Here is an 18,120-nt window from a genome sequence, read left to right as displayed (position 1 = left end):
CAGTTTGCGGCGACCGCTCTGGATCAGTCTATCCGGGCTTCTTCAATATTGCGCAGTCGGGGTATCAGGTCAGCGTTCCAGTGGCGGATGCCCCAGGCAAGCACTTCCTGCGCGGTGCCATCGCTCATGTGTGCATCGAGCGGCTGCCCCAGTGCTCGCAAGGCCCGAAGCAGCAGCGGCGTCGCCTGGTCGGCCGGCAGTGGCGGGGAACGATAGGACTTGCCCAGCTTGTGACCATCAGGCTGGGTGATCAACGGCACATGCAGGTAGCGCGGTTGGGGCAGGCCCAGCAGTTCCTGCAGGTACAGTTGGCGGGGTGTCGAGTCGAGCAGGTCGGCACCGCGGACGATATCGGTGACGCCTTGCCAGGCGTCGTCAATGACCACGGCCAGTTGATAGGCATACAGACCATCGCGCCTGCGGATCACAAAGTCACCGCTTTCGCGCCCCAGGTGCATTTTGAAGAGGCCCTGAACCCGGTCTTCGAAGCGATATTCCAGCTCCGGTACGCGAATGCGGATGGCGGCGTTTTCCGGAGAATGCCCTGCATTGCGGCAGAAACCCGGATAGACACCCTGAAAGTCTTCAAGCTGTTTGCGCGAGCAGGTGCAGGCGTAGGCCAGGCCATGATTGAACCAGCGCTGGAGGATCTCGGCGTAAGCGTCATGGCGTTCGCTTTGCCGCACCATCTGGCCGTCCCATTCAAAACCGTAGCGCTCAAGCGTCTCAAGAATCCCCGCCTGCGCGCCGGCCACTTCACGCGGCGGGTCGAGATCCTCCATGCGCAGCAGCCACTGACCGTTTGCCGCACGCGCATCGAGATAGGAAGCGAGGGCTGCGACCAGCGAGCCAAAGTGCAGGTAACCACTGGGAGTCGGCGCAAAGCGCCCGATATAGGCCGGTTTTTTCATGGGCGGGATGTTACGGGTGACGGGCTTGGGCGGGCAAGTGGAACGCAGTGGGTGGTTATGCAGAGTCTTGTGTCAATGCTCCGCGTTGGCGTGCAGTTCGTGACGCTCTGCGTCACACAGCAGTGCCGTCACTAACGTCGCACTCTGCGTCGTCAGTGCCATCGCGATCAAAGAGCGCATGGGAGTCAGTTGGACTGTGGACAGCGATGAGCACGGAGTGGGAACAAGATTCGCCGGCATCGTGCTTTCAACAGGCACAAAAAAAGACGCCGAAGCGTCTTTTCAGTCAAAGGCGGCCCCAGGTCATTTACCGACCTGTTTTTCCTTGATTTCTGCAAGGGTCTTGCAGTCGACGCACTGGTCTGCAGTCGGGCGAGCCTCAAGACGGCGGATGCCGATCTCTACGCCGCAGGATTCGCACCAGCCATATTCTTCGTCCTTGATCAGTTGCAGCGTCTTGTCGATCTTCTTGATCAGCTTGCGTTCGCGATCGCGGGCACGAAGTTCAAGGCTGAACTCTTCTTCCTGACTGGCACGGTCGGCCGGGTCCGGGAAGTTAGCAGCCTCGTCCTTCATATGGTCTACCGTTCGGTCGACCTCTTGCATCAAGTCCTTCTTCCACTTGTTCAGGATCTTGGTGAAGTGCGCGCGCATCGGCTCGCCCATGTACTCTTCACCCTTCGTTTCCACGTAGGGCTCAAAGCCGCTGATTAGATGGTTCTGTTGCTTTTCTGGGGTGGGCATGTCTGGACCGCCTCTCACTCTTCTAATCTATTGCGCAGGATTGTTCCATCACCGACACCCGTCGGCCCTGCAGCTGCAAGCGGGCGAACTTACCAGATCAAATCGGAGTGCGCTACTCCCGGTTGTCGAGCATGACGACGCCGTCTTCTTGTGGAGATGGCCATTTCGCATCTGCCCTCCATCCAAATGAACTCTAGCCGCTGTGCACCGTCGTAGCTTTCTTTTATTCAGCGTTTGGAAACCGGGTTTTTCAGTTCGCAAACGCACCGTCGGGCGGGTGGTTGGGTAGAATCATGGCGCGCCGTGATGACAATCATGTTTTAACACCCGCCCTATAAAGGAATATCCATGAGCCAGCCTTACAGTGCGCGCAGTCGCGCCATAGAACCTTTTCATGTCATGGCATTGCTGGCGCGTGCCAATGAATTGCAGGCGGCGGGTCATGATGTGATTCACCTTGAAATCGGCGAGCCCGATTTCACGACTGCGCAGCCCATCATAAAGGCTGGCCAGGCGGCGCTGGCAGACGGCAAGACGCGCTACACCGCCGCGCGCGGTCTGCCGCAACTGCGTGAGGCCATTTCCGGGTTTTATGCTCAGCGTTACGGCGTAGACGTCGATCCTCAGCGGATTCTGGTCACGCCGGGCGGTTCAGGCGCCTTGTTGCTGACCAGCAGTCTGTTGGTCGATCCGGGCAAACACTGGTTGCTGGCCGACCCTGGCTACCCGTGCAATCGACACTTTTTACGTCTGATAGAAGGTGAGGCGCAGTTGGTGCCGGTCGGTCCGCAAGAGCGCTATCAGCTGACTCCCGAGCTGGTGGCCACGCACTGGAACCCGCACAGTGTCGGCGCTCTGGTGGCATCGCCGGCCAATCCGACCGGCACTCTATTGAGTCGTGACGAACTGGCAGCCTTGTCTCAGGCACTGAAAGCCCGCAATGGCCATTTGGTGGTGGACGAGATCTATCACGGCCTGACCTACGGTGTGGATGCCAGTAGCGTGCTGGAAGTGGATAACGACGCTTTCGTCCTCAATAGTTTTTCAAAGTATTTCGGCATGACCGGGTGGCGTTTGGGGTGGCTGGTCGCACCACAGGATGCGGTGGCCGATCTGGAAAAACTGGCCCAGAACCTCTACATCAGCGCGCCGAGCATGGCGCAACATGCGGCGCTTGCCTGTTTTGAGCCGCAGACACTGACCATACTCGAGCAACGGCGCGCCGAGTTCGGCCGCCGCCGGGACTTTCTGCTGCCAGCGCTGCGCGAGTTGGGTTTCGGTATCGCCGTCGAGCCGGAAGGGGCCTTCTATTTGTATGCGGATATCTCCGCGTTTGGCGGTGATGCCTTTGCCTTTTGCCGGCACTTTCTGGAAACCGAGCACGTCGCCTTTACACCGGGGCTGGACTTCGGCCGTTTCCAAGCCGGGCACCACGTGCGCTTTGCCTATACGCAAAGCCTGCCGCGCCTTGAACAGGCGGTCGAGCGAATCGCTCGCGGTTTGCGTAGCTGGGGCGTCTGATGCGTTTTTCTCCGCAGCTTGAACAGGGTCGTCTGCTGGCGCGTTACAAGCGTTTTCTCGCTGATATCGAAACCGATAGCGGTGAGTTGCTGACCATTCACTGCCCTAACACCGGTTCGATGCTCAACTGCATGATGTCCGGCGGGCGCGTGTGGTTCAGTCGCTCGAATGACCCCAAGCGCAAACTACCGGGCACTTGGGAAATCAGCGAAACCCCGCAGGGTCGCCTGGCCTGTATCAATACCGGACGGGCCAATACGCTGGTTGAAGAGGCCTTGCGCGCCGGGGTCATCAGCGAACTGACGGGTTTCACGGCGCTCAAGCGCGAGGTGGCCTACGGACAGGAAAAAAGCCGTGTGGACTTTCGTCTGGAGTACCCGGATGGCTACCTGTACCTGGAAGTGAAAAGTGTCACTTTGGGGTTCGATGGTTCCAGCGTGGCGGCATTCCCCGATGCGGTGACCCAGCGTGGCGCGCGGCACCTGCGTGAACTGGCGACGCTGGCGCGCGAAGGCGTGCGCGCCGTGCTGTTGTATTGCGTCAATCTCACCGGTGTGGACGCTGTGCGGCCTGCGCAGGAGATTGATCCTGCCTACGCAGCGGCGTTGCGTGAAGCCGTTGATGCCGGTGTGCAAATTCTTGCCTACGGTGCGCAACTGACGTCTGAAGAGATCTTTATTGACCGGCGTCTGCAAGTACTCGGGCTGGATTGAGGCATCCGGGTACAGACGGTTCAGTCCCCTTCATGCATCCAACTGCAGCGACACCCAGATGCCCTCGGCGTCTTCACGGCTTTTGATGATGGTCAGGGACTGGCCTTCACAAGGCCCGGCCACGCATTCGCCGTTGTCGATCAGAAACAATGCTCCATGCGTAGCGCACTGGATCAGGCTAGCGCTGCTGTCCAGAAATTGATCAGGTTGCCATTCCAGGGGAACGCCGCGATGCGGGCAGCGGTTTTTGTAGACGAAGACCTCGCCCTGACGGCGCACGGCAAACAACGCATGTTCGCCCAGCTCGAAGCCTTTGCTGTGAGCTTCGGGCAGGTGGCTTGAAGTGCAGAGGAATATCAAGAAGCCTCCATAGGCCGGTTCTTCGGGGGCCAGTTTTTGGGTTGATGCCTGATCGGACAAGTCTGGCATTTTCTTCGGATCGATGCGCTGCGTTACGTTGACGTTATTACAGGCTGCGTCGGTTCTTTCCTGTCTTTTTGTAGCTTTCGTCTCTAAGCGCACCGCCCGCGCCAGCAAGCCTTGCAGCCGTATATCGTCGGCTCATGTTTTGCAGAGCGGAAACACTATGAAAGAGATGACAGCAGATGATGAGCGACTGGCGCGTCAGGTCATCGGGCTGCTTGAGCTGTTCGCCCTCAATACAGATGACACGGAGCAGCGCATAGTCGGCATCTGTCGGCGTGCATGCACGCCTGTGGGACCGGTCGCAGCGGTCAGCGTCCAGCAACGTTTCGTGTGCCTGGCGCGCACCACGCTGGATCGCATGCAGGCTCGTCACATCAAGGTCATCGCCGTGGTCAATTTTCCTCATGGCAGTAGCAATGTTCAGTCGGTCATCGCGCAGGTACGCGCTGCGCTGATGGCTGGCGCGGACGAGATCGACGTCGTCTACCCCTTTCGCGCGCTGCTCGGCGGAGACCGGCAACCCGGCCTGGCGATGATCTCGGCGTGTTCGGCCTTGTGTGCCGGGCAGGTCAGGCTTACAGCGACCCTTGAAACCGGTGACTTGCGCGACTCGCAAATGATCCTCAATGCGTGCCGCGATGCAATCGTCTCAGGCGCCGACTTTATCAAGACCAGCACCGGCAAGGCCGCCACACATGTCACGCCGCAGGCTGCACGGGTCATGCTGGAGTCGATTGCGGACGTAGGCGGGCAGGTGGGGCTGAAGATTGCAGGCGGGATCCGTACGTTCGACGAGGCACGTGTTTACATGGCACTGGTCCGCGCCCGGTTTGGTCTGCAATGGATCAACGCCGGGCGTTTACGGCTGGGAGGATCGAGCTTGCTGGACGACTTGCTGGCAAGACTGGGCCTGCTTGAGTCGCATGGCGGCGGCGATGGTTTTTGAGTGTTCGTTGGTTTTGCGCCGGACAAAAAAAGACCCGGCAAAGAGCCGGGTCAAAAACCGTGATTAGCCTGATGAGGAGATAATCTGAAAGTCCGAACCAAGGTCTTTCAGGCTACCGTCCAGTCTCGCGACCGGATGTGATAATCATAACGATTCTCATTTGTAAGTCAACATTTCTTTTGGTCGTACGGGTGCCGGTGCCTGCTTATGATCCAGGCAGGGTATTCAAGGATTAAAAAGTGCGGGGCACAGCGTAGCGTCAGTGGCGATGGGGCTGCTCATGCGAGAGAAGAAGGGGTGAAAGCAGGACAATACATCGCCAGCCTGCCGTGCATCGCGCATGCAGGCTGCAACGTTTTTGCGGTATCAGTGGGTACTGTAGCGCAGGCGCGTGCCGAAATTCACCGACATCAGAATCTCGTCAGCCGAGAGCTCAGCCGGGAAGAACACCCCTGAAATCTGAGCGTGAGCGATGCTCGCACCTTCCATCGGTGTATTGCGCAGGTCCAGGCCACGAAGGTCGGCAGAGCGAAAATAAGCGTCGGTGAAGTCGATATTGGCGGTGTCCAGCGCGCGAAGGTCCAGCCCCCTGAAGTCGCCCCCGACCATATCAATGGTGCCGGTTCGTGGTTTCTCTTGATTGAAACCTTCGACATCATCTTTGCGCAGCAGCATATAAAGCGGTGAGTCGATCTGTTTGGGGTGGCTCATGATGGCCTCGCACATGTCATTGCGTTGGAATTATGGCGCCAGTATATCGCCATCATCTTGAGGCCGTGAAGCGTTAACCGCTCAACGGCCATGTGTCTTTTTACAGGCCCGGCAGGCGCTGGCGCAGGTTGTCGATAAGGCTGTCCAGGTCGCTGCTGACGTTGGTTGCAACCTTCTTGCTGCGCAGGATCTCGTCGGCGCCGAGCGGCTCGCGACTGGCCTGCTGAGCCTCGATGACTTCCAGCGTCGCGTCAGACGGGTCGTTGTCCTGCGCCTGACGCTGCGCAAGCCAGCCAGCGATCACAGCCTGTGGCGCTTCGCAATCCAGAATCAGGAACGGCACACCGGTGTTTTCCGCAATCTTTGCCGCCGCATCGCGCTGCTCGCGCTTCAGGTAGGTGGCATCGATCACCACCGAGAAGCCCGCGCGCAGGGTTGCGGTAGCAAGCTCATGCAGGCGCGCATAGGTTGCGCCGCTGGCTTGCGCGTCGTACAGATCCTGATTCTGGCCGGCAAACAGGCGCTTGCGCTCTACGTCCGAGCGCAGGCGGATGGCGCCCAGCGATTCCACCAGACGCATCGCAACGTGGCTTTTGCCGACGGCAGAGACACCGTGGGTAATCGTCAGAAACGGTGAAGGGATGGCGCTGTAGCTCTCTGCCAGATTGGCATAGTTGCGGTATTGACGAAGCGTCGCTGCGCGCTGCAAGCCGTCGGCATTGGCCGGCTGGCTGAACAACGCCACCTTGGCACGAACCATTGCGCGGTAGGCCTTGTAGAAATTCAACAGCTCCAGGCCTGCATAGTCGCCGGTGACTTCCAGGTACTGACTGATCAAGCGCCGCGACAGCGACTTCAGGCCACGGTCTTCAAGGTCCATTGCCAGAAAGCCGATGTCGGCGTAGACATCGGTCTTGCGGAACGGCTCGTTGAACTCGATGCAGTCGAACAGCACGACCTTGCCATCAATCACCGTCGCGTTGCCCAGATGAATGTCGCCATGGCATTCGCGGATGAACCCGTCGGCCTTGCGGTGAAACAGCAGCGGCTTGAGTCGCGCAAAGCTCGACTCTGCCCACGCCTGCAGGGCATCAAGCTGTGCCAGGTCGGATTTTTCGCTGATCAGCGGGCGAATCTGCTCGAAATTCTGTACCACCGGGGCCATCACGCTGTCAGGCGAGCCGAGTTCGCTTTCAGCCCCGACCTGCGGCGAGGTCATGTGAAAACCGGCAATCTGGTGCGCCAGTTCGTCGATGTGCGCAGTCGTCACTTCACCGTTGGCCTGTAGTGTGCTCAGCAGGCCGTCCTGCGAGAACTGCTTCATCTTCAGCGCGTATTCGATGGCTTCGCCGTCGCCGCCCAGTTGCGGCGCGTCCGCTGTGCCGGTGATCGGCAGGACTTCGATGTAGAGGTCGTCGGTCAGGCGCTGATTCAGGCGCAACTCTTCCTCACAGAAATGCTTGCGCAGGGCCAGCGTGGTGAAGTCCAGAAAGCCGAAGTTCATCGGTTTTTTGAATTTGTAGGCGTACGGACCCGTCAGCAGCACCCAGGAAATGTGCGTTTCGATGACCTGGAAACTCTCCACCGGATGGGGGAAGAGGGCAGGGTTCTGCAGGGCAGCAATCAAAGACTGGCTCACGGTCGATCCTTCAGGAATGTGTTCAAAATGTAAGTACACGATGCCGCCATTATGGCCGCTTGGCGCGAGGCTGCAAACCGCTGACTCGGGCGTCTGTCGATCCTCGGTAAAGTGCGTATAATCCGCGCCCATGACTCGATCCCGCACCTCTCGTTCTGCAAAAAAACAACCTCCCCGCAGCCTTAACAAGTGGCTGGGATGGGCGCTGAAGCTTGGTATTGTCGGCCTGGTTCTGCTGGGCGGCCTGGCCATTTACCTGGATGCCATCGTCCAGGAAAAATTCTCCGGCAAGCGCTGGACCATCCCGGCCAAGGTCTATGCACGGCCGCTGGAACTTTTCGTCGGACAGAAGCTGAGCCGCGATGACTTTCTCATCGAGCTGGACGCCCTGGGCTATCGCCGCGAAAGCGTGGCCAATGGGCCCGGCGCCGCAGCGGTGAACGGCAATACCGTCGACCTCAACACACGTGGTTTCCAGTTCTACGAAGGCACTGACGCAGCGCAGCAGGTTCGCGTGCGCTTTTCCGGTGACTACGTGGCCGACCTGTCGTCGGGCAATGGAGCCAAGCTTGCGGTGGCGCGGCTTGAACCCTTGCTGATCGGCGGTCTTTACCCGAAGAATCTGGAAGACCGGATCCTGATCAAGCTGGATCAGGCGCCGCCCTATCTGCTCGACGGGCTGGTAGCGGTCGAGGACCGGGATTTCTATCACCACTTCGGCGTGTCGCCCAAGTCCATTGCCCGGGCGATCTGGGTCAATACCTCACAGGGGCAGATGCGCCAGGGCGGCAGCACGCTGACCCAGCAGTTGGTCAAGAACTTCTACCTGACCAACGAGCGCAGCCTCACCCGTAAGCTGACCGAAGCCATGATGGCCGTTCTGCTGGAGATCCATTACAGCAAGCAGGAAATCCTCGAGGCCTATCTCAACGAAGTGTTCGTCGGGCAGGACGGCCAGCGTGCCGTTCACGGTTTCGGTCTGGCCAGCCAGTATTTCTTCAGCCAGCCGCTCTCCGAACTGAAAATCCATCAGGTGGCGATGCTGGTCGGTCTGGTCAAAGGGCCTTCCTTCTACAACCCGCGTCGCAATCCGGAGCGTGCTCTGGAGCGTCGCAATCTGGTGCTCGACCTGTTCGAGCAGCAGGGTGTCGCTACTCCGGAAGTGGTTGCCGCTGCGAAGAAAATGCCACTGGGTGTGACCAAGACCGGGACACTCGCCGACAGCTCGTTTCCGGCGTTCCTCGATCTGGTCAAGCGTCAGCTGCGCGAAGACTATCGTGACGAAGACTTGACCGAAGAAGGGTTGCGGATCTTTACCAGCTTCGATCCGATCCTGCAGATGAAGTCCCAGGCTGCCATGGACGATACATTCAAGAAGCTCGCCGGGCGCAAGGGCTCTGACGAGGTGGAGTCGGCCATGGTCGTCACCAACCCTGAAACCGGCGAAGTGCAGGCGTTGATCGGCGGGCGTGAGGCCGGGTTCTCGGGCTTCAATCGGGCGATCGACGCGGTACGGCCGATCGGCTCGCTGGTCAAGCCGGCTATCTACCTGACGGCACTCGAACGGCCAAGCCAGTACACATTGACCAGCTGGATCGCCGACGAACTGTTTCAGGTCAAAGGCGCCGATGGCCAGATCTGGAAACCACAGAACTACGATCGCAAGTCACACGGCAATATCTTTCTGTATCAGGGGCTGGCGCATTCGTACAACCTGTCGACCGCCAAGCTGGGTCTTGAGCTGGGCATTCCAAACGTGTTCAAGACCCTCGCCAAACTGGGTGTGACGCGCGAATGGCCTGCCTATCCGTCGATGCTGCTGGGTGCGGGTGGCTTGAGTCCGATGGAAGTGGCCACCATGTATCAGACCATTGCCAGCGGTGGGTTCAATACGCCGATGCGCGGTATTCGCAGTGTGCTCACCGCTGAAGGCGAGCCGCTCAAACGTTACCCGTTCCAGATTGAACAGCGCTTCGATCCGGGTGCCATATACCTGGTGCAGAATGCGATGCAGCGGGTGATGCGCGAAGGTACGGGCAAATCTGTTTACAACGTGTTGCCGAGCTCGTTGAATCTGGCAGGCAAGACCGGCACCAGTAACGACTCTCGCGACAGCTGGTTTGCCGGGTTCAGTCAGGACCTGCTGGCCGTGGTGTGGATGGGCCGCGACGACAACGGCAAGACACCGTTTACCGGTGCTACCGGTGCCCTGCAGGTCTGGACCAGTTTCATGCGCAAGGCCGGTCCGCTGCCGCTGGACATGGCGATGCCGGACAACGTCGTTCAGGCGTGGGTCGATGCACAGACCGGTCAGGGTTCGGATGCAAGCTGCCCGAATGCCGTGCAGATGCCGTATATTCGCGGCAGTGAGCCCCAGCCCGGCGCGACATGCGGCGGCGCTCCGGCACCTGCCACTGAGGTGATGGACTGGGTCAAGGGTTGGTTGAACTAGGCAATCGAGGTTTTGAAGTGAATAAATGGTGGATTCCAGCTTTAACGGCACTGGCCTTGCTGAACGGCTGCGCCAGTGTGGAACGCGGCTCGATTCCGGTCGTGGATTCGAGCTCCAAGGTGTCCAACGGCGAACGTGCGGCAGCTTCGCGTAACGGTACTTACCGCACCAACACCGCGCCGGTGCAACAGCAGCCGCAAGCCGTACCGCAGGACTCGGGCGTCGTAGTGATGGTGCCGGGTGCGGGTGGTGCTGATGCCGGGCAGAGTTTCTCTGCGCCAGCCACTCAGGCGCCGTTCAGTGTCAACACTCCGCCTGTCGATGCCGCCCCGGTCAATCAGGCCCCGGTCAGTCAGGCTCCTGCGAATAACAGTTACAGCATGCCGGCTGCCTCTGCCCCGACCGGAATCCCGTCCAGCGGTGGCGGTCTGTCGGAGGACGAACAGCTTGATGGTCCTGTACTGGCATTGCTGACCACCGCGCAGCAACAGCAGAGCAGCGGCGATCTCAATGGCGCGTCGTCCAGTCTCGAGCGTGCGCAGCGGGTTGCACCGCGTGAGCCGCAAGTGCTCTATCGTCTGGCTCAGGTTCGTCTGGCTCAGGGTGATGCGGCCCAGGCCGAGCAACTGGCACGTCGTGGTCTGACTTACGCCAACGGACGCACCAGCCTTCAGGCCAGCCTGTGGGGATTGATCGCTCAGTCACGCGAAAAGCAGGGTGATGCGGCCGGTGCCGCCCTGGCTCGTCAAAAGGCTCGCTGATGGACGGACGTTTGCCTGAGGTTGCCGAGCAACTGTTGTTGATAGAGCGCGAGTTGCGCTTGCTGGGCTGGTGGGATACGACACCGCCCAGCGAGCAGGCGCTCGCCAGTCAGGAACCGTTCAGCGTCGATACTCTGGAGTTCGCCCAGTGGCTGCAATGGATTTTCCTGCCGCGGATGAAGGTCATCCTTGAACGCGACCTGCCATTGCCCAACGCTTCCGGCATTCTGGAAATGGCCGAGATGGTCTATGCCGGGTGCATGACTGAAACCCGGCAACTGCAAGCGCATCTGGCGCGGTTCGACCAGCTGATTACAGCAGCGCGCTGATCGGCGCGCTTCTATCGGCAGTATTCGCTGATAGCCCTGTTGGTTTCTTCGATACGCGTCTTGCGGTTCTCATCCGTAAGGCGCCTCGATTCCCCTCCCACCTGCTCACGCACGCGCGGATTGTTCTGCAACTGCGCGAGATTGGTGCGCAAGGTCTCGCAACTTTCCGCGCGCTTGGCTTCCTGAGCCTTCACCTGGCTTTTGACTTTCTGGTCAATCTCGCGTTGCTGCGCAGCCCCGTCGTCCGCTGGCATGCCCGGCGCGGCGGCAGGTGGCGGTGTCTGCACATTGATTTCCTGTACCTGCTGACCAGTAGGCGGCTGGGCATCGAAGTGCGTCACACCCTGGGCATCCACCCACTTATAGATTGAAGCGGCCTGGCTGGTTGCGCTGATGGCCAGCGCAGCGGCGAGAATCATCCAGTGCATGTTGGGTCCTTGAAAGTCTGTGCATGCAGAAAGCTACCATAACAGTGCATTTCAGTCCGAAACGGTGCGATTTCACTCGTCAGGTGTCAAGAAAGCGCACGGATCGCTTGACTTGAAGGGGGGGAATCACAACAATCCAAAGTTCGCTGTAGAAGGACTGCCAGAAGCAGACCCTCTCGGTAGATCATGAGGCGCACACCCGCGCCGACCTGTAACACCCGCAACGCGTTACCTCGCGCTGGGTGGGAATGTTCCGCAACACTCAGGGACCTCCCAATACTTGCTCAGTCAGTGCTGACGTAGTCGGCGACCACCGTCGCTCATGCTCTGCTGGCAGTAAACCTATTAAGACCCGTCCCGGAGTGGGCGGTATTCTGGCGTTTTAGAGGTGAACAACGTGGAGCTTTTATCTGGCGCTGAAATGGTCGTCCGCTTTTTGCGTGACGAAGGCGTTGAGCATATCTATGGGTACCCCGGTGGTGCCCTCCTGCATGTCTACGATGCCCTGTTCAAAGAACCGGCGGTGAGCCACATCCTTGTTCGCCACGAGCAGGCTGCCACGCACATGGCCGATGGCTATGCGCGGGCGACCGGCAAGGCGGGCGTGGTGCTGGTGACTTCGGGTCCTGGTGCAACCAATGCCATTACCGGTATCGCCACGGCGTACATGGACTCCATTCCGATGGTGGTCCTGTCCGGTCAGGTAGCCAGTACGCTTGTGGGCACCGATGCGTTCCAGGAGACCGACATGATCGGTATCTCCCGGCCTATCGTGAAGCACAGCTTCATGATCAAGCACCCGTCGGAAATCCCGGAAGTCCTGAAGAAGGCGTTCTACCTGGCACAGTCCGGTCGTCCAGGCCCGGTGGTCGTCGATATTCCGAAGGACATGACCAACCCGGCCGAAAAATTCGAATACGTCTTTCCGAAAAAAGCCAAGCTGCGTTCCTACAGCCCGGCGGTTCGTGGCCATTCCGGTCAGATCCGCAAGGCTGTCGAGATGCTGCTGGCGGCCAAGCGCCCGATCGTCTACGCCGGTGGCGGAGTGATCATGGGCAATGCTTCGGCGCAACTGACCGAACTGGCGCAACTGCTCGATGCACCGGTCACCAATACCCTGATGGGGCTTGGCTGCTATCCGGGCACGGATCGTCAGTTCGTCGGCATGCTCGGGATGCATGGCAGCTACACCGCCAACCTCGCGATGCACCACACCGATGTGATTCTGGCCGTCGGCGCGCGCTTCGATGACCGTGTGATCAACGGCGCCAGCAAGTTCTGCCCGAACGCCAAGATTATCCACATTGATATCGACCCGGCTTCGATCTCCAAGACCATCAAGGCCGACGTGCCTATCGTCGGTCCTGTCGAAAGCGTGCTGACCGAAATGGTCGCCACCTTGAAAGAGATCGGCGAGACACCCGACAAGGCATCCGTTGCCGCGTGGTGGAAGCAGATTGACGAGTGGCGCGGTACGGGTGATCTGTTCCCGTACAACCGTGGCGATGGCACGGTCATCAAGCCGCAGGCCGTTATCGAAACGCTGTGCGAAGTCACCAAGGGCGACGCTTATGTCACCTCGGACGTCGGCCAGCATCAGATGTTCGCTGCGCAGTATTACCGCTTCAACAAGCCGAACCGCTGGATCAACTCCGGCGGTCTGGGCACCATGGGCTTTGGCTTCCCGGCTGCGATGGGCGTCAAGCTGAGCTTCCCCGATGCGCACGTTGCCTGTGTGACCGGTGAAGGCAGCATCCAGATGAACATCCAGGAACTGTCGACCTGCCTGCAGTACGGCCTGCCGGTGAAGATCATTCTGCTCAACAACGGTGTGCTGGGCATGGTCCGCCAGTGGCAGGACATGAGCTACGGCGCGCGTCACTCGCACTCCTACATGGAGTCGCTGCCTGATTTCGTCAAGCTGGTCGAGGCCTATGGCCACGTCGGCATGCGTATCACTGACCTGAAGGATCTGAAGCCGAAGATGGAAGAAGCCTTTGCCATGACTGACCGGCTGGTGTTCATGGATATTCAGGTCGATGTGACCGAGCACGTCTATCCGATGCAAATCAAGGACGGCTCCATGCGCGATATGTGGTTGAGCAAGACGGAGCGGACATAATCATGCGCCATATCATTTCCCTGCTGCTGGAAAACGAACCGGGTGCACTGTCGCGCGTCGTCGGTCTGTTCTCCCAGCGTAATTACAACATCGAAAGCCTGACGGTTGCGCCGACCGAAGACCCGACCCTGTCGCGTCTGACGCTCACCACCGTAGGTCATGATGAGGTGATCGAGCAGATCACCAAGAACCTCAACAAGCTCATCGAAGTGGTCAAGCTGGTCGACCTGTCGGAAAGCGCTCACATCGAGCGCGAACTGATGCTGGTCAAGGTCAAGGCCACTGGCGCGCAGCGTGCCGAGATCAAGCGCACCACGGATATCTTCCGCGGGCAGATCGTCGACGTGACCGCCAGCGTTTACACCGTGCAGCTGAGCGGCACGAGCGACAAACTGGACAGCTTCATTCAGGCCATCGGCACCGCCGCTATCCTGGAAACAGTACGCAGTGGCGTAACGGGTATTGCCCGTGGCGACAAAGTGCTGAGCATCTAAATCAATTAAGCAAATGGCCTGTGTGGCCAAGATAACAGGGGATTTCCATGAAAGTTTTCTACGACAAAGACTGTGACCTTTCGATCATCCAGGGCAAGAAAGTCGCCATCATCGGTTACGGTTCGCAAGGTCACGCCCAGGCGTGCAACCTGAAAGACTCCGGCGTTGATGTCACTGTCGGCCTGCGTAAAGGTTCGGCCACTGTCGCCAAGGCCGAGGCGCATGGCCTGAAAGTGACCGACGTCGCTTCTGCCGTTGCCGCTGCCGACCTGGTCATGATCCTGACCCCGGACGAGTTCCAGTCCCAGCTGTACAAGAACGAAGTCGAGCCGAACCTGAAAAAGGGCGCAACACTGGCGTTCTCTCACGGTTTCGCGATTCATTACAACCAGGTCGTGCCGCGCGCTGACCTCGACGTGATCATGATCGCGCCGAAGGCTCCCGGCCACACCGTGCGTACCGAGTTCGTCAAGGGCGGCGGTATCCCTGACCTGATTGCGGTTTATCAGGATGCTTCCGGCAACGCCAAGAACGTTGCCCTGTCTTACGCTTCGGGCGTTGGCGGCGGCCGTACCGGCATTATCGAAACCACTTTCAAGGACGAGACTGAAACCGATCTGTTCGGCGAGCAGGCTGTTCTGTGCGGCGGTACTGTCGAGCTGGTCAAGGCTGGTTTCGAAACGCTGGTTGAAGCTGGCTACGCGCCGGAAATGGCTTACTTCGAGTGCCTGCACGAACTGAAGCTGATCGTTGACCTCATGTACGAAGGCGGTATCGCCAACATGAACTACTCGATCTCCAACAACGCCGAATACGGCGAATACGTCACCGGCCCTGAAGTCATCAACGCCGAATCCCGTCAGGCCATGCGCAACGCTCTGAAGCGTATCCAGGACGGCGAATACGCGAAGATGTTCATCAGCGAAGGCGCCACCGGCTACCCGTCGATGACTGCCAAGCGTCGTAACAACGCTGCGCACGGCATCGAAATCATCGGTGAAAAACTGCGCTCGATGATGCCTTGGATCGCGGCGAACAAAATCGTCGACAAAGACAAGAACTAAGCTTTTCCGGCTCACCGCCGGACTACAGCTGGTTCACAGGAAAAAGCGCGACCCATCGGTCGCGCTTTTTCGTTATGGGTCAGGCTCTGGTATAAAGCTGCATCGTTTGCAGGCGAACCCTCGCCGCAGACCTGTGTCGAACCTTTTCATACCGCTGCAAGGTAATCTCCATGAGCGAACGTCCTGAAGAGCCCATCAAGGCCTCTGACGCTGAAAGTCTGCTACCTATAGATGAACACGTGGAAGATGGCCATGACGCCGACGGCCGACAGGTCCGGCATCGGGGTATCTATCTGCTTCCCAACCTGTTTACCACGGCGAATCTGTTCGCGGGTTTCTACTCCATCATCAGCTCCATGAGTGCGCAAAGCGCCATGAGCGCCGGTGATTTTGCCGGGGCAAGCAAGTATTTCGCCTTCGCTGCGATTGCGATCTTCGTGGCCATGGTGCTCGACGGCCTGGATGGTCGTGTTGCGCGCATGACCAATACGCAAAGTGCGTTTGGCGCCGAGTACGACTCGCTGTCCGACATGGTTGCCTTCGGTGTGGCACCGGCGTTGCTGGCATTCGGCTGGGCATTAGGCGACATGGGCAAGGTCGGCTGGATGGTTGCCTTCATCTATGTAGCCGGTGCTGCATTGCGTCTGGCGCGCTTCAATACTCAGGTCGGCAAGGCTGACAAGCGCTACTTCATCGGCCTGGCCAGTCCGGCAGCGGCAGGTGTGGTGGCCGGCACGGTCTGGGCATTCAGCGATTTCGGGATTCAGGGCTCCAAGCTGTCGTTTCTCGTCGCGTTGCTGGTCGCCGCCGCCGGTATGCTGATGGTCAGTAACATCAAGTACAACAGCTTTAAGGAGCTGGACTTGAAGGGACGGGTGCCTTTTGTTGCGATTCTGGCGGTGGTCTTGGTGTTTGCTGTCGTATTCAGCGACCCGCCGCGCATTTTGCTGCTGATATTCCTCGCGTACGCTCTTGCTGGCCCCATTCAGTATCTGCTACGTCGCCGCAAGGCCTAGTCAAAGATCTAATTTCCACCATACTCCGTAGTCTATAGGTGCATCAGTTCCCTGGCCTGCGGAGTCATCATGCTAATCAAGCTTCCTTCTGCGTCCGACTCCAAAGAGTCGGACGTCACGCCTGAATCCATTTATCTCTCGCGACGCACATTGCTCGCCAGCTCGCTTGCGGGGCTCGCCGTCACAGCAATGCCGCGCTGGGCAGGTGCCGCCGATGCATCGCGGTATGCCGATGTAGAGCCTGGTAAAGCGCCGGGCTGGTTCGCGGACAAACTGCCCTCCACGAAGTGGCAGGCGGTCAACGTCAAGGACGAGGCGATCACGCCGTTCAAGGACGCGACCCATTACAACAACTTCTATGAGTTCGGTACTGACAAGGGCGATCCTGCCAAGAATGCCGGCTCTCTGCAGACCGAGCCCTGGAGTGTCGTGATCGATGGTGAAGTCGGCAAGCCTGGTCGTTATGCACTCGAAGACTTCATGAAGCCTTATCAGTTGGAAGAGCGGATCTACCGGTTGCGCTGCGTCGAAGCCTGGTCGATGGTCATTCCGTGGATTGGTTTTCCGATCTCTGCGTTACTCAAGCAGGTAGAGCCGACTTCCAAAGCCAAATACATTCGTTTTGAAACGCTGGAAGACGCCAAGTCCATGCCGGGCCAGCGCTCGGACTTTGCCCTGATCGACTGGCCTTATGTAGAAGGGCTGCGTCTGGACGAGGCGATGAACCCTCTGGCGATTCTGGCGGTGGGCATGTACGGGCGGGAGCTGCCTAACCAGAATGGCGCACCGTTACGTCTGGTGGTGCCATGGAAATATGGTTTCAAGAGTGTGAAGTCCATCGTGCGTATCAGCTTGGTCAGTGAGCAGCCGAAGACTACCTGGCAAAGCATTGCGGCAAACGAGTATGGCTTCTATGCCAACGTCAACCCGACTGTCGATCATCCGCGCTGGACACAAGCCCGTGAGCGTCGCTTGCCGAGCGGCCTTTTCAGTCCGAATCTGCGCGATACGAAGATGTTCAATGGCTATGAGGAAGAGGTGGGTTCCTTGTATGCCGGCATGGATTTGCGGAAGGACTATTGATGCGATATCCGTTTTTGCGTCTGGCTGTATTTCTTGCCGCTTGCATTGCCCCTGTGTGGTGGTTGTACCAGGCATGGATCTTTGCGCTCGGGCCTGATCCCGGCAAGGTCCTTGTGGAGAACTTCGGAGTGGCGACGTTGGTCATGCTGCTGATCACACTCGCCATGACGCCGTTGCAGCGTCTGACCGGTTGGTCGGGGTGGATCGTGGTGCGTCGCCAGCTGGGCCTATGGTGTTTTGCGTATGCGCTGCTGCACCTGACAATGTACGCGCTGTTCATTCTGGGGCTGGATTGGGGGCAGTTGGGTGTCGAACTGGTCAAGCGTCCTTATATCATCGTCGGTGCGCTGGCGTTCCTGGGGCTGCTTGCGCTGGCGGTGACATCCAACCGCTATAGTCAGCGTCGTCTTGGGGCACGCTGGAAAAAGCTGCACCGGATCATCTACGTGATTCTGGGACTGGGTTTGCTGCATATGTTCTGGATTGTCCGGGCCGACCTTAAAGAGTGGGCGCTGTATGCGGGGATAGGTGCATTCCTGTTGTTGCTGCGGATTCCCGTGTTTGCTCGGCGAATCCCGCGTCTGGGCGGCGCTGCGAAGGCCAGATCGTTAAAAGTTCAAAATAACGGTTGACGCCCTCTGTGAGGTGTCTATAATTCGCCCCACTTCCGGCGCAGACGGAAGCGAAAAAGCCTTGTAGATCAATAGTTTGCAAGGTTTTGGAGTGAAGAGTCAGCGAGGGAGGAGGTCGGGTCTGAATT

At 58.9% G+C, this 18,120-nt stretch carries 18 protein-coding genes; 12 read left to right on the top strand and 6 right to left on the bottom strand.

Annotated features, from left to right (window positions below):
• Positions 1 to 23: 23 nt before the first annotated feature.
• Both gluQRS and dksA read right to left on the bottom strand, forming a co-directional pair.
• On the bottom strand, positions 24 to 911 hold the full coding sequence (gluQRS, locus tag ACW55A_RS21090; protein ID WP_046719946.1) for a tRNA glutamyl-Q(34) synthetase GluQRS: 888 nt from the start codon (positions 909 to 911) through the stop codon (positions 24 to 26).
• Positions 912 to 1,214: 303 nt separating this feature from the next.
• Positions 1,215 to 1,655, bottom strand: a complete 441-nt coding sequence (dksA, locus tag ACW55A_RS21085) for an RNA polymerase-binding protein DksA (protein ID WP_003430674.1) — start codon at positions 1,653 to 1,655, stop codon at positions 1,215 to 1,217.
• A 348-nt stretch (positions 1,656 to 2,003) separates the two neighbouring features.
• On the opposite strand from dksA, the gene ACW55A_RS21080 reads away from it, so the two are divergent.
• Both ACW55A_RS21080 and sfsA read left to right on the top strand, forming a co-directional pair.
• Positions 2,004 to 3,176, top strand: a complete 1,173-nt coding sequence (locus tag ACW55A_RS21080; protein ID WP_455809569.1) for a pyridoxal phosphate-dependent aminotransferase — start codon at positions 2,004 to 2,006, stop codon at positions 3,174 to 3,176.
• Positions 3,176 to 3,889, top strand: a complete 714-nt coding sequence (gene sfsA / locus ACW55A_RS21075) for a DNA/RNA nuclease SfsA (RefSeq protein WP_455809568.1) — start codon at positions 3,176 to 3,178, stop codon at positions 3,887 to 3,889. The genes ACW55A_RS21080 and sfsA overlap by 1 nt, the downstream gene beginning before the upstream one ends.
• Positions 3,890 to 3,919: 30 nt before the next feature.
• On the opposite strand, the gene ACW55A_RS21070 is transcribed toward sfsA, so the two are convergent.
• Positions 3,920 to 4,426 carry a Rieske (2Fe-2S) protein gene (locus ACW55A_RS21070; protein ID WP_498811570.1) on the bottom strand — a complete coding sequence of 169 codons (507 nt, stop codon included), beginning with the start codon at positions 4,424 to 4,426 and terminating at the stop codon, positions 3,920 to 3,922.
• A 49-nt stretch (positions 4,427 to 4,475) separates the two neighbouring features.
• Between ACW55A_RS21070 and deoC the strand changes: the two genes are divergently transcribed.
• Entirely contained in the window at positions 4,476 to 5,261 is a 786-nt protein-coding gene (gene deoC / locus ACW55A_RS21065; RefSeq protein ID WP_455809567.1) for a deoxyribose-phosphate aldolase, read from the top strand.
• 366 nt (positions 5,262 to 5,627) lie between these two features.
• Here the strand turns inward: deoC and ACW55A_RS21060 are convergent, their stop codons facing one another.
• Together ACW55A_RS21060 and ACW55A_RS21055 are read right to left on the bottom strand one after the other, a co-directional pair.
• Positions 5,628 to 5,972 (bottom strand): pentapeptide repeat-containing protein, encoded by a 345-nt coding sequence (locus ACW55A_RS21060; protein WP_455809566.1) that lies wholly within the window; start codon positions 5,970 to 5,972, stop codon positions 5,628 to 5,630.
• A gap of 100 nt (positions 5,973 to 6,072) precedes the next feature.
• On the bottom strand, positions 6,073 to 7,611 hold the full coding sequence (locus ACW55A_RS21055) for a bifunctional aminoglycoside phosphotransferase/ATP-binding protein (protein ID WP_455809565.1): 1,539 nt from the start codon (positions 7,609 to 7,611) through the stop codon (positions 6,073 to 6,075).
• A gap of 130 nt (positions 7,612 to 7,741) precedes the next feature.
• On the opposite strand from ACW55A_RS21055, the gene mrcB reads away from it, so the two are divergent.
• The 3 genes from mrcB to ACW55A_RS21040 are packed head-to-tail and all read left to right on the top strand — an operon-like array spanning position 7,742 to position 11,153.
• Positions 7,742 to 10,063 carry a penicillin-binding protein 1B gene (gene mrcB / locus ACW55A_RS21050; protein WP_003371363.1) on the top strand — a complete coding sequence of 774 codons (2,322 nt, stop codon included), beginning with the start codon at positions 7,742 to 7,744 and terminating at the stop codon, positions 10,061 to 10,063.
• Between the two features lie 17 nt (positions 10,064 to 10,080).
• Positions 10,081 to 10,824: a tetratricopeptide repeat protein gene (locus tag ACW55A_RS21045; protein WP_044310159.1), complete on the top strand. Its 744-nt coding sequence runs from the start codon at positions 10,081 to 10,083 to the stop codon at positions 10,822 to 10,824.
• Positions 10,824 to 11,153 carry a YqcC family protein gene (locus ACW55A_RS21040; RefSeq protein ID WP_003371368.1) on the top strand — a complete coding sequence of 110 codons (330 nt, stop codon included), beginning with the start codon at positions 10,824 to 10,826 and terminating at the stop codon, positions 11,151 to 11,153. Before ACW55A_RS21045 ends, ACW55A_RS21040 begins: the two co-directional genes overlap by 1 nt.
• Before the next feature lie 11 nt (positions 11,154 to 11,164).
• On the opposite strand, the gene ACW55A_RS21035 is transcribed toward ACW55A_RS21040, so the two are convergent.
• A complete protein-coding gene (locus ACW55A_RS21035; protein WP_003371370.1) occupies positions 11,165 to 11,581 on the bottom strand; it encodes a DUF4124 domain-containing protein in 417 nt (138 codons plus the stop codon).
• Between the two features lie 397 nt (positions 11,582 to 11,978).
• On the opposite strand from ACW55A_RS21035, the gene ACW55A_RS21030 reads away from it, so the two are divergent.
• From ACW55A_RS21030 to msrQ, 6 genes are all read left to right on the top strand, one after another.
• The gene (locus ACW55A_RS21030; RefSeq protein ID WP_003430666.1) at positions 11,979 to 13,703 is read left to right on the top strand and encodes an acetolactate synthase 3 large subunit; all 1,725 of its coding nucleotides are present in this window, start codon (positions 11,979 to 11,981) and stop codon (positions 13,701 to 13,703) included.
• A 2-nt stretch (positions 13,704 to 13,705) separates the two neighbouring features.
• Positions 13,706 to 14,197: an acetolactate synthase small subunit gene (ilvN, locus tag ACW55A_RS21025; protein WP_002552075.1), complete on the top strand. Its 492-nt coding sequence runs from the start codon at positions 13,706 to 13,708 to the stop codon at positions 14,195 to 14,197.
• A 47-nt stretch (positions 14,198 to 14,244) separates the two neighbouring features.
• The gene (gene ilvC, locus ACW55A_RS21020; RefSeq protein ID WP_002552076.1) at positions 14,245 to 15,261 is read left to right on the top strand and encodes a ketol-acid reductoisomerase; all 1,017 of its coding nucleotides are present in this window, start codon (positions 14,245 to 14,247) and stop codon (positions 15,259 to 15,261) included.
• Between the two features lie 170 nt (positions 15,262 to 15,431).
• Positions 15,432 to 16,277, top strand: coding sequence for a CDP-diacylglycerol--serine O-phosphatidyltransferase (gene pssA, locus ACW55A_RS21015; protein ID WP_498811569.1), 846 nt, complete (start codon positions 15,432 to 15,434; stop codon positions 16,275 to 16,277).
• Positions 16,278 to 16,346: 69 nt separating this feature from the next.
• Positions 16,347 to 17,360: a protein-methionine-sulfoxide reductase catalytic subunit MsrP gene (msrP, locus tag ACW55A_RS21010; protein ID WP_003430665.1), complete on the top strand. Its 1,014-nt coding sequence runs from the start codon at positions 16,347 to 16,349 to the stop codon at positions 17,358 to 17,360.
• The gene (gene msrQ, locus ACW55A_RS21005; protein ID WP_129485213.1) at positions 17,360 to 17,992 is read left to right on the top strand and encodes a protein-methionine-sulfoxide reductase heme-binding subunit MsrQ; all 633 of its coding nucleotides are present in this window, start codon (positions 17,360 to 17,362) and stop codon (positions 17,990 to 17,992) included. The genes msrP and msrQ overlap by 1 nt, the downstream gene beginning before the upstream one ends.
• Positions 17,993 to 18,120 lie beyond the last annotated feature (128 nt).

This window comes from Plantibacter cousiniae (nom. nud.) (assembly GCF_977070315.1).
Note: the sequence above shows the minus strand (reverse complement) of the source record. Positions and strands in the feature narration are given on the sequence as shown.

Excerpts from the sequence above, each read along its gene's own strand:
- gluQRS (WP_046719946.1), bottom strand. The coding sequence starts at position 911 with ATGAAAAAACCGGCCTATATCGGGCGCTTTGCGCCGACTCCCAGTGGT.
- dksA (WP_003430674.1), bottom strand. The coding sequence starts at position 1,655 with ATGCCCACCCCAGAAAAGCAACAGAACCATCTAATCAGCGGCTTTGAG.
- ACW55A_RS21080 (WP_455809569.1), top strand. The coding sequence starts at position 2,004 with ATGAGCCAGCCTTACAGTGCGCGCAGTCGCGCCATAGAACCTTTTCAT.
- sfsA (WP_455809568.1), top strand. The coding sequence starts at position 3,176 with ATGCGTTTTTCTCCGCAGCTTGAACAGGGTCGTCTGCTGGCGCGTTAC.
- deoC (WP_455809567.1), top strand. The coding sequence starts at position 4,476 with ATGAAAGAGATGACAGCAGATGATGAGCGACTGGCGCGTCAGGTCATC.
- ACW55A_RS21060 (WP_455809566.1), bottom strand. The coding sequence starts at position 5,972 with ATGAGCCACCCCAAACAGATCGACTCACCGCTTTATATGCTGCTGCGC.
- mrcB (WP_003371363.1), top strand. The coding sequence starts at position 7,742 with ATGACTCGATCCCGCACCTCTCGTTCTGCAAAAAAACAACCTCCCCGC.
- ACW55A_RS21040 (WP_003371368.1), top strand. The coding sequence starts at position 10,824 with ATGGACGGACGTTTGCCTGAGGTTGCCGAGCAACTGTTGTTGATAGAG.
- ACW55A_RS21035 (WP_003371370.1), bottom strand. The coding sequence starts at position 11,581 with ATGCACTGGATGATTCTCGCCGCTGCGCTGGCCATCAGCGCAACCAGC.
- ilvN (WP_002552075.1), top strand. The coding sequence starts at position 13,706 with ATGCGCCATATCATTTCCCTGCTGCTGGAAAACGAACCGGGTGCACTG.
- ilvC (WP_002552076.1), top strand. The coding sequence starts at position 14,245 with ATGAAAGTTTTCTACGACAAAGACTGTGACCTTTCGATCATCCAGGGC.
- pssA (WP_498811569.1), top strand. The coding sequence starts at position 15,432 with ATGAGCGAACGTCCTGAAGAGCCCATCAAGGCCTCTGACGCTGAAAGT.
- msrP (WP_003430665.1), top strand. The coding sequence starts at position 16,347 with ATGCTAATCAAGCTTCCTTCTGCGTCCGACTCCAAAGAGTCGGACGTC.
- msrQ (WP_129485213.1), top strand. The coding sequence starts at position 17,360 with ATGCGATATCCGTTTTTGCGTCTGGCTGTATTTCTTGCCGCTTGCATT.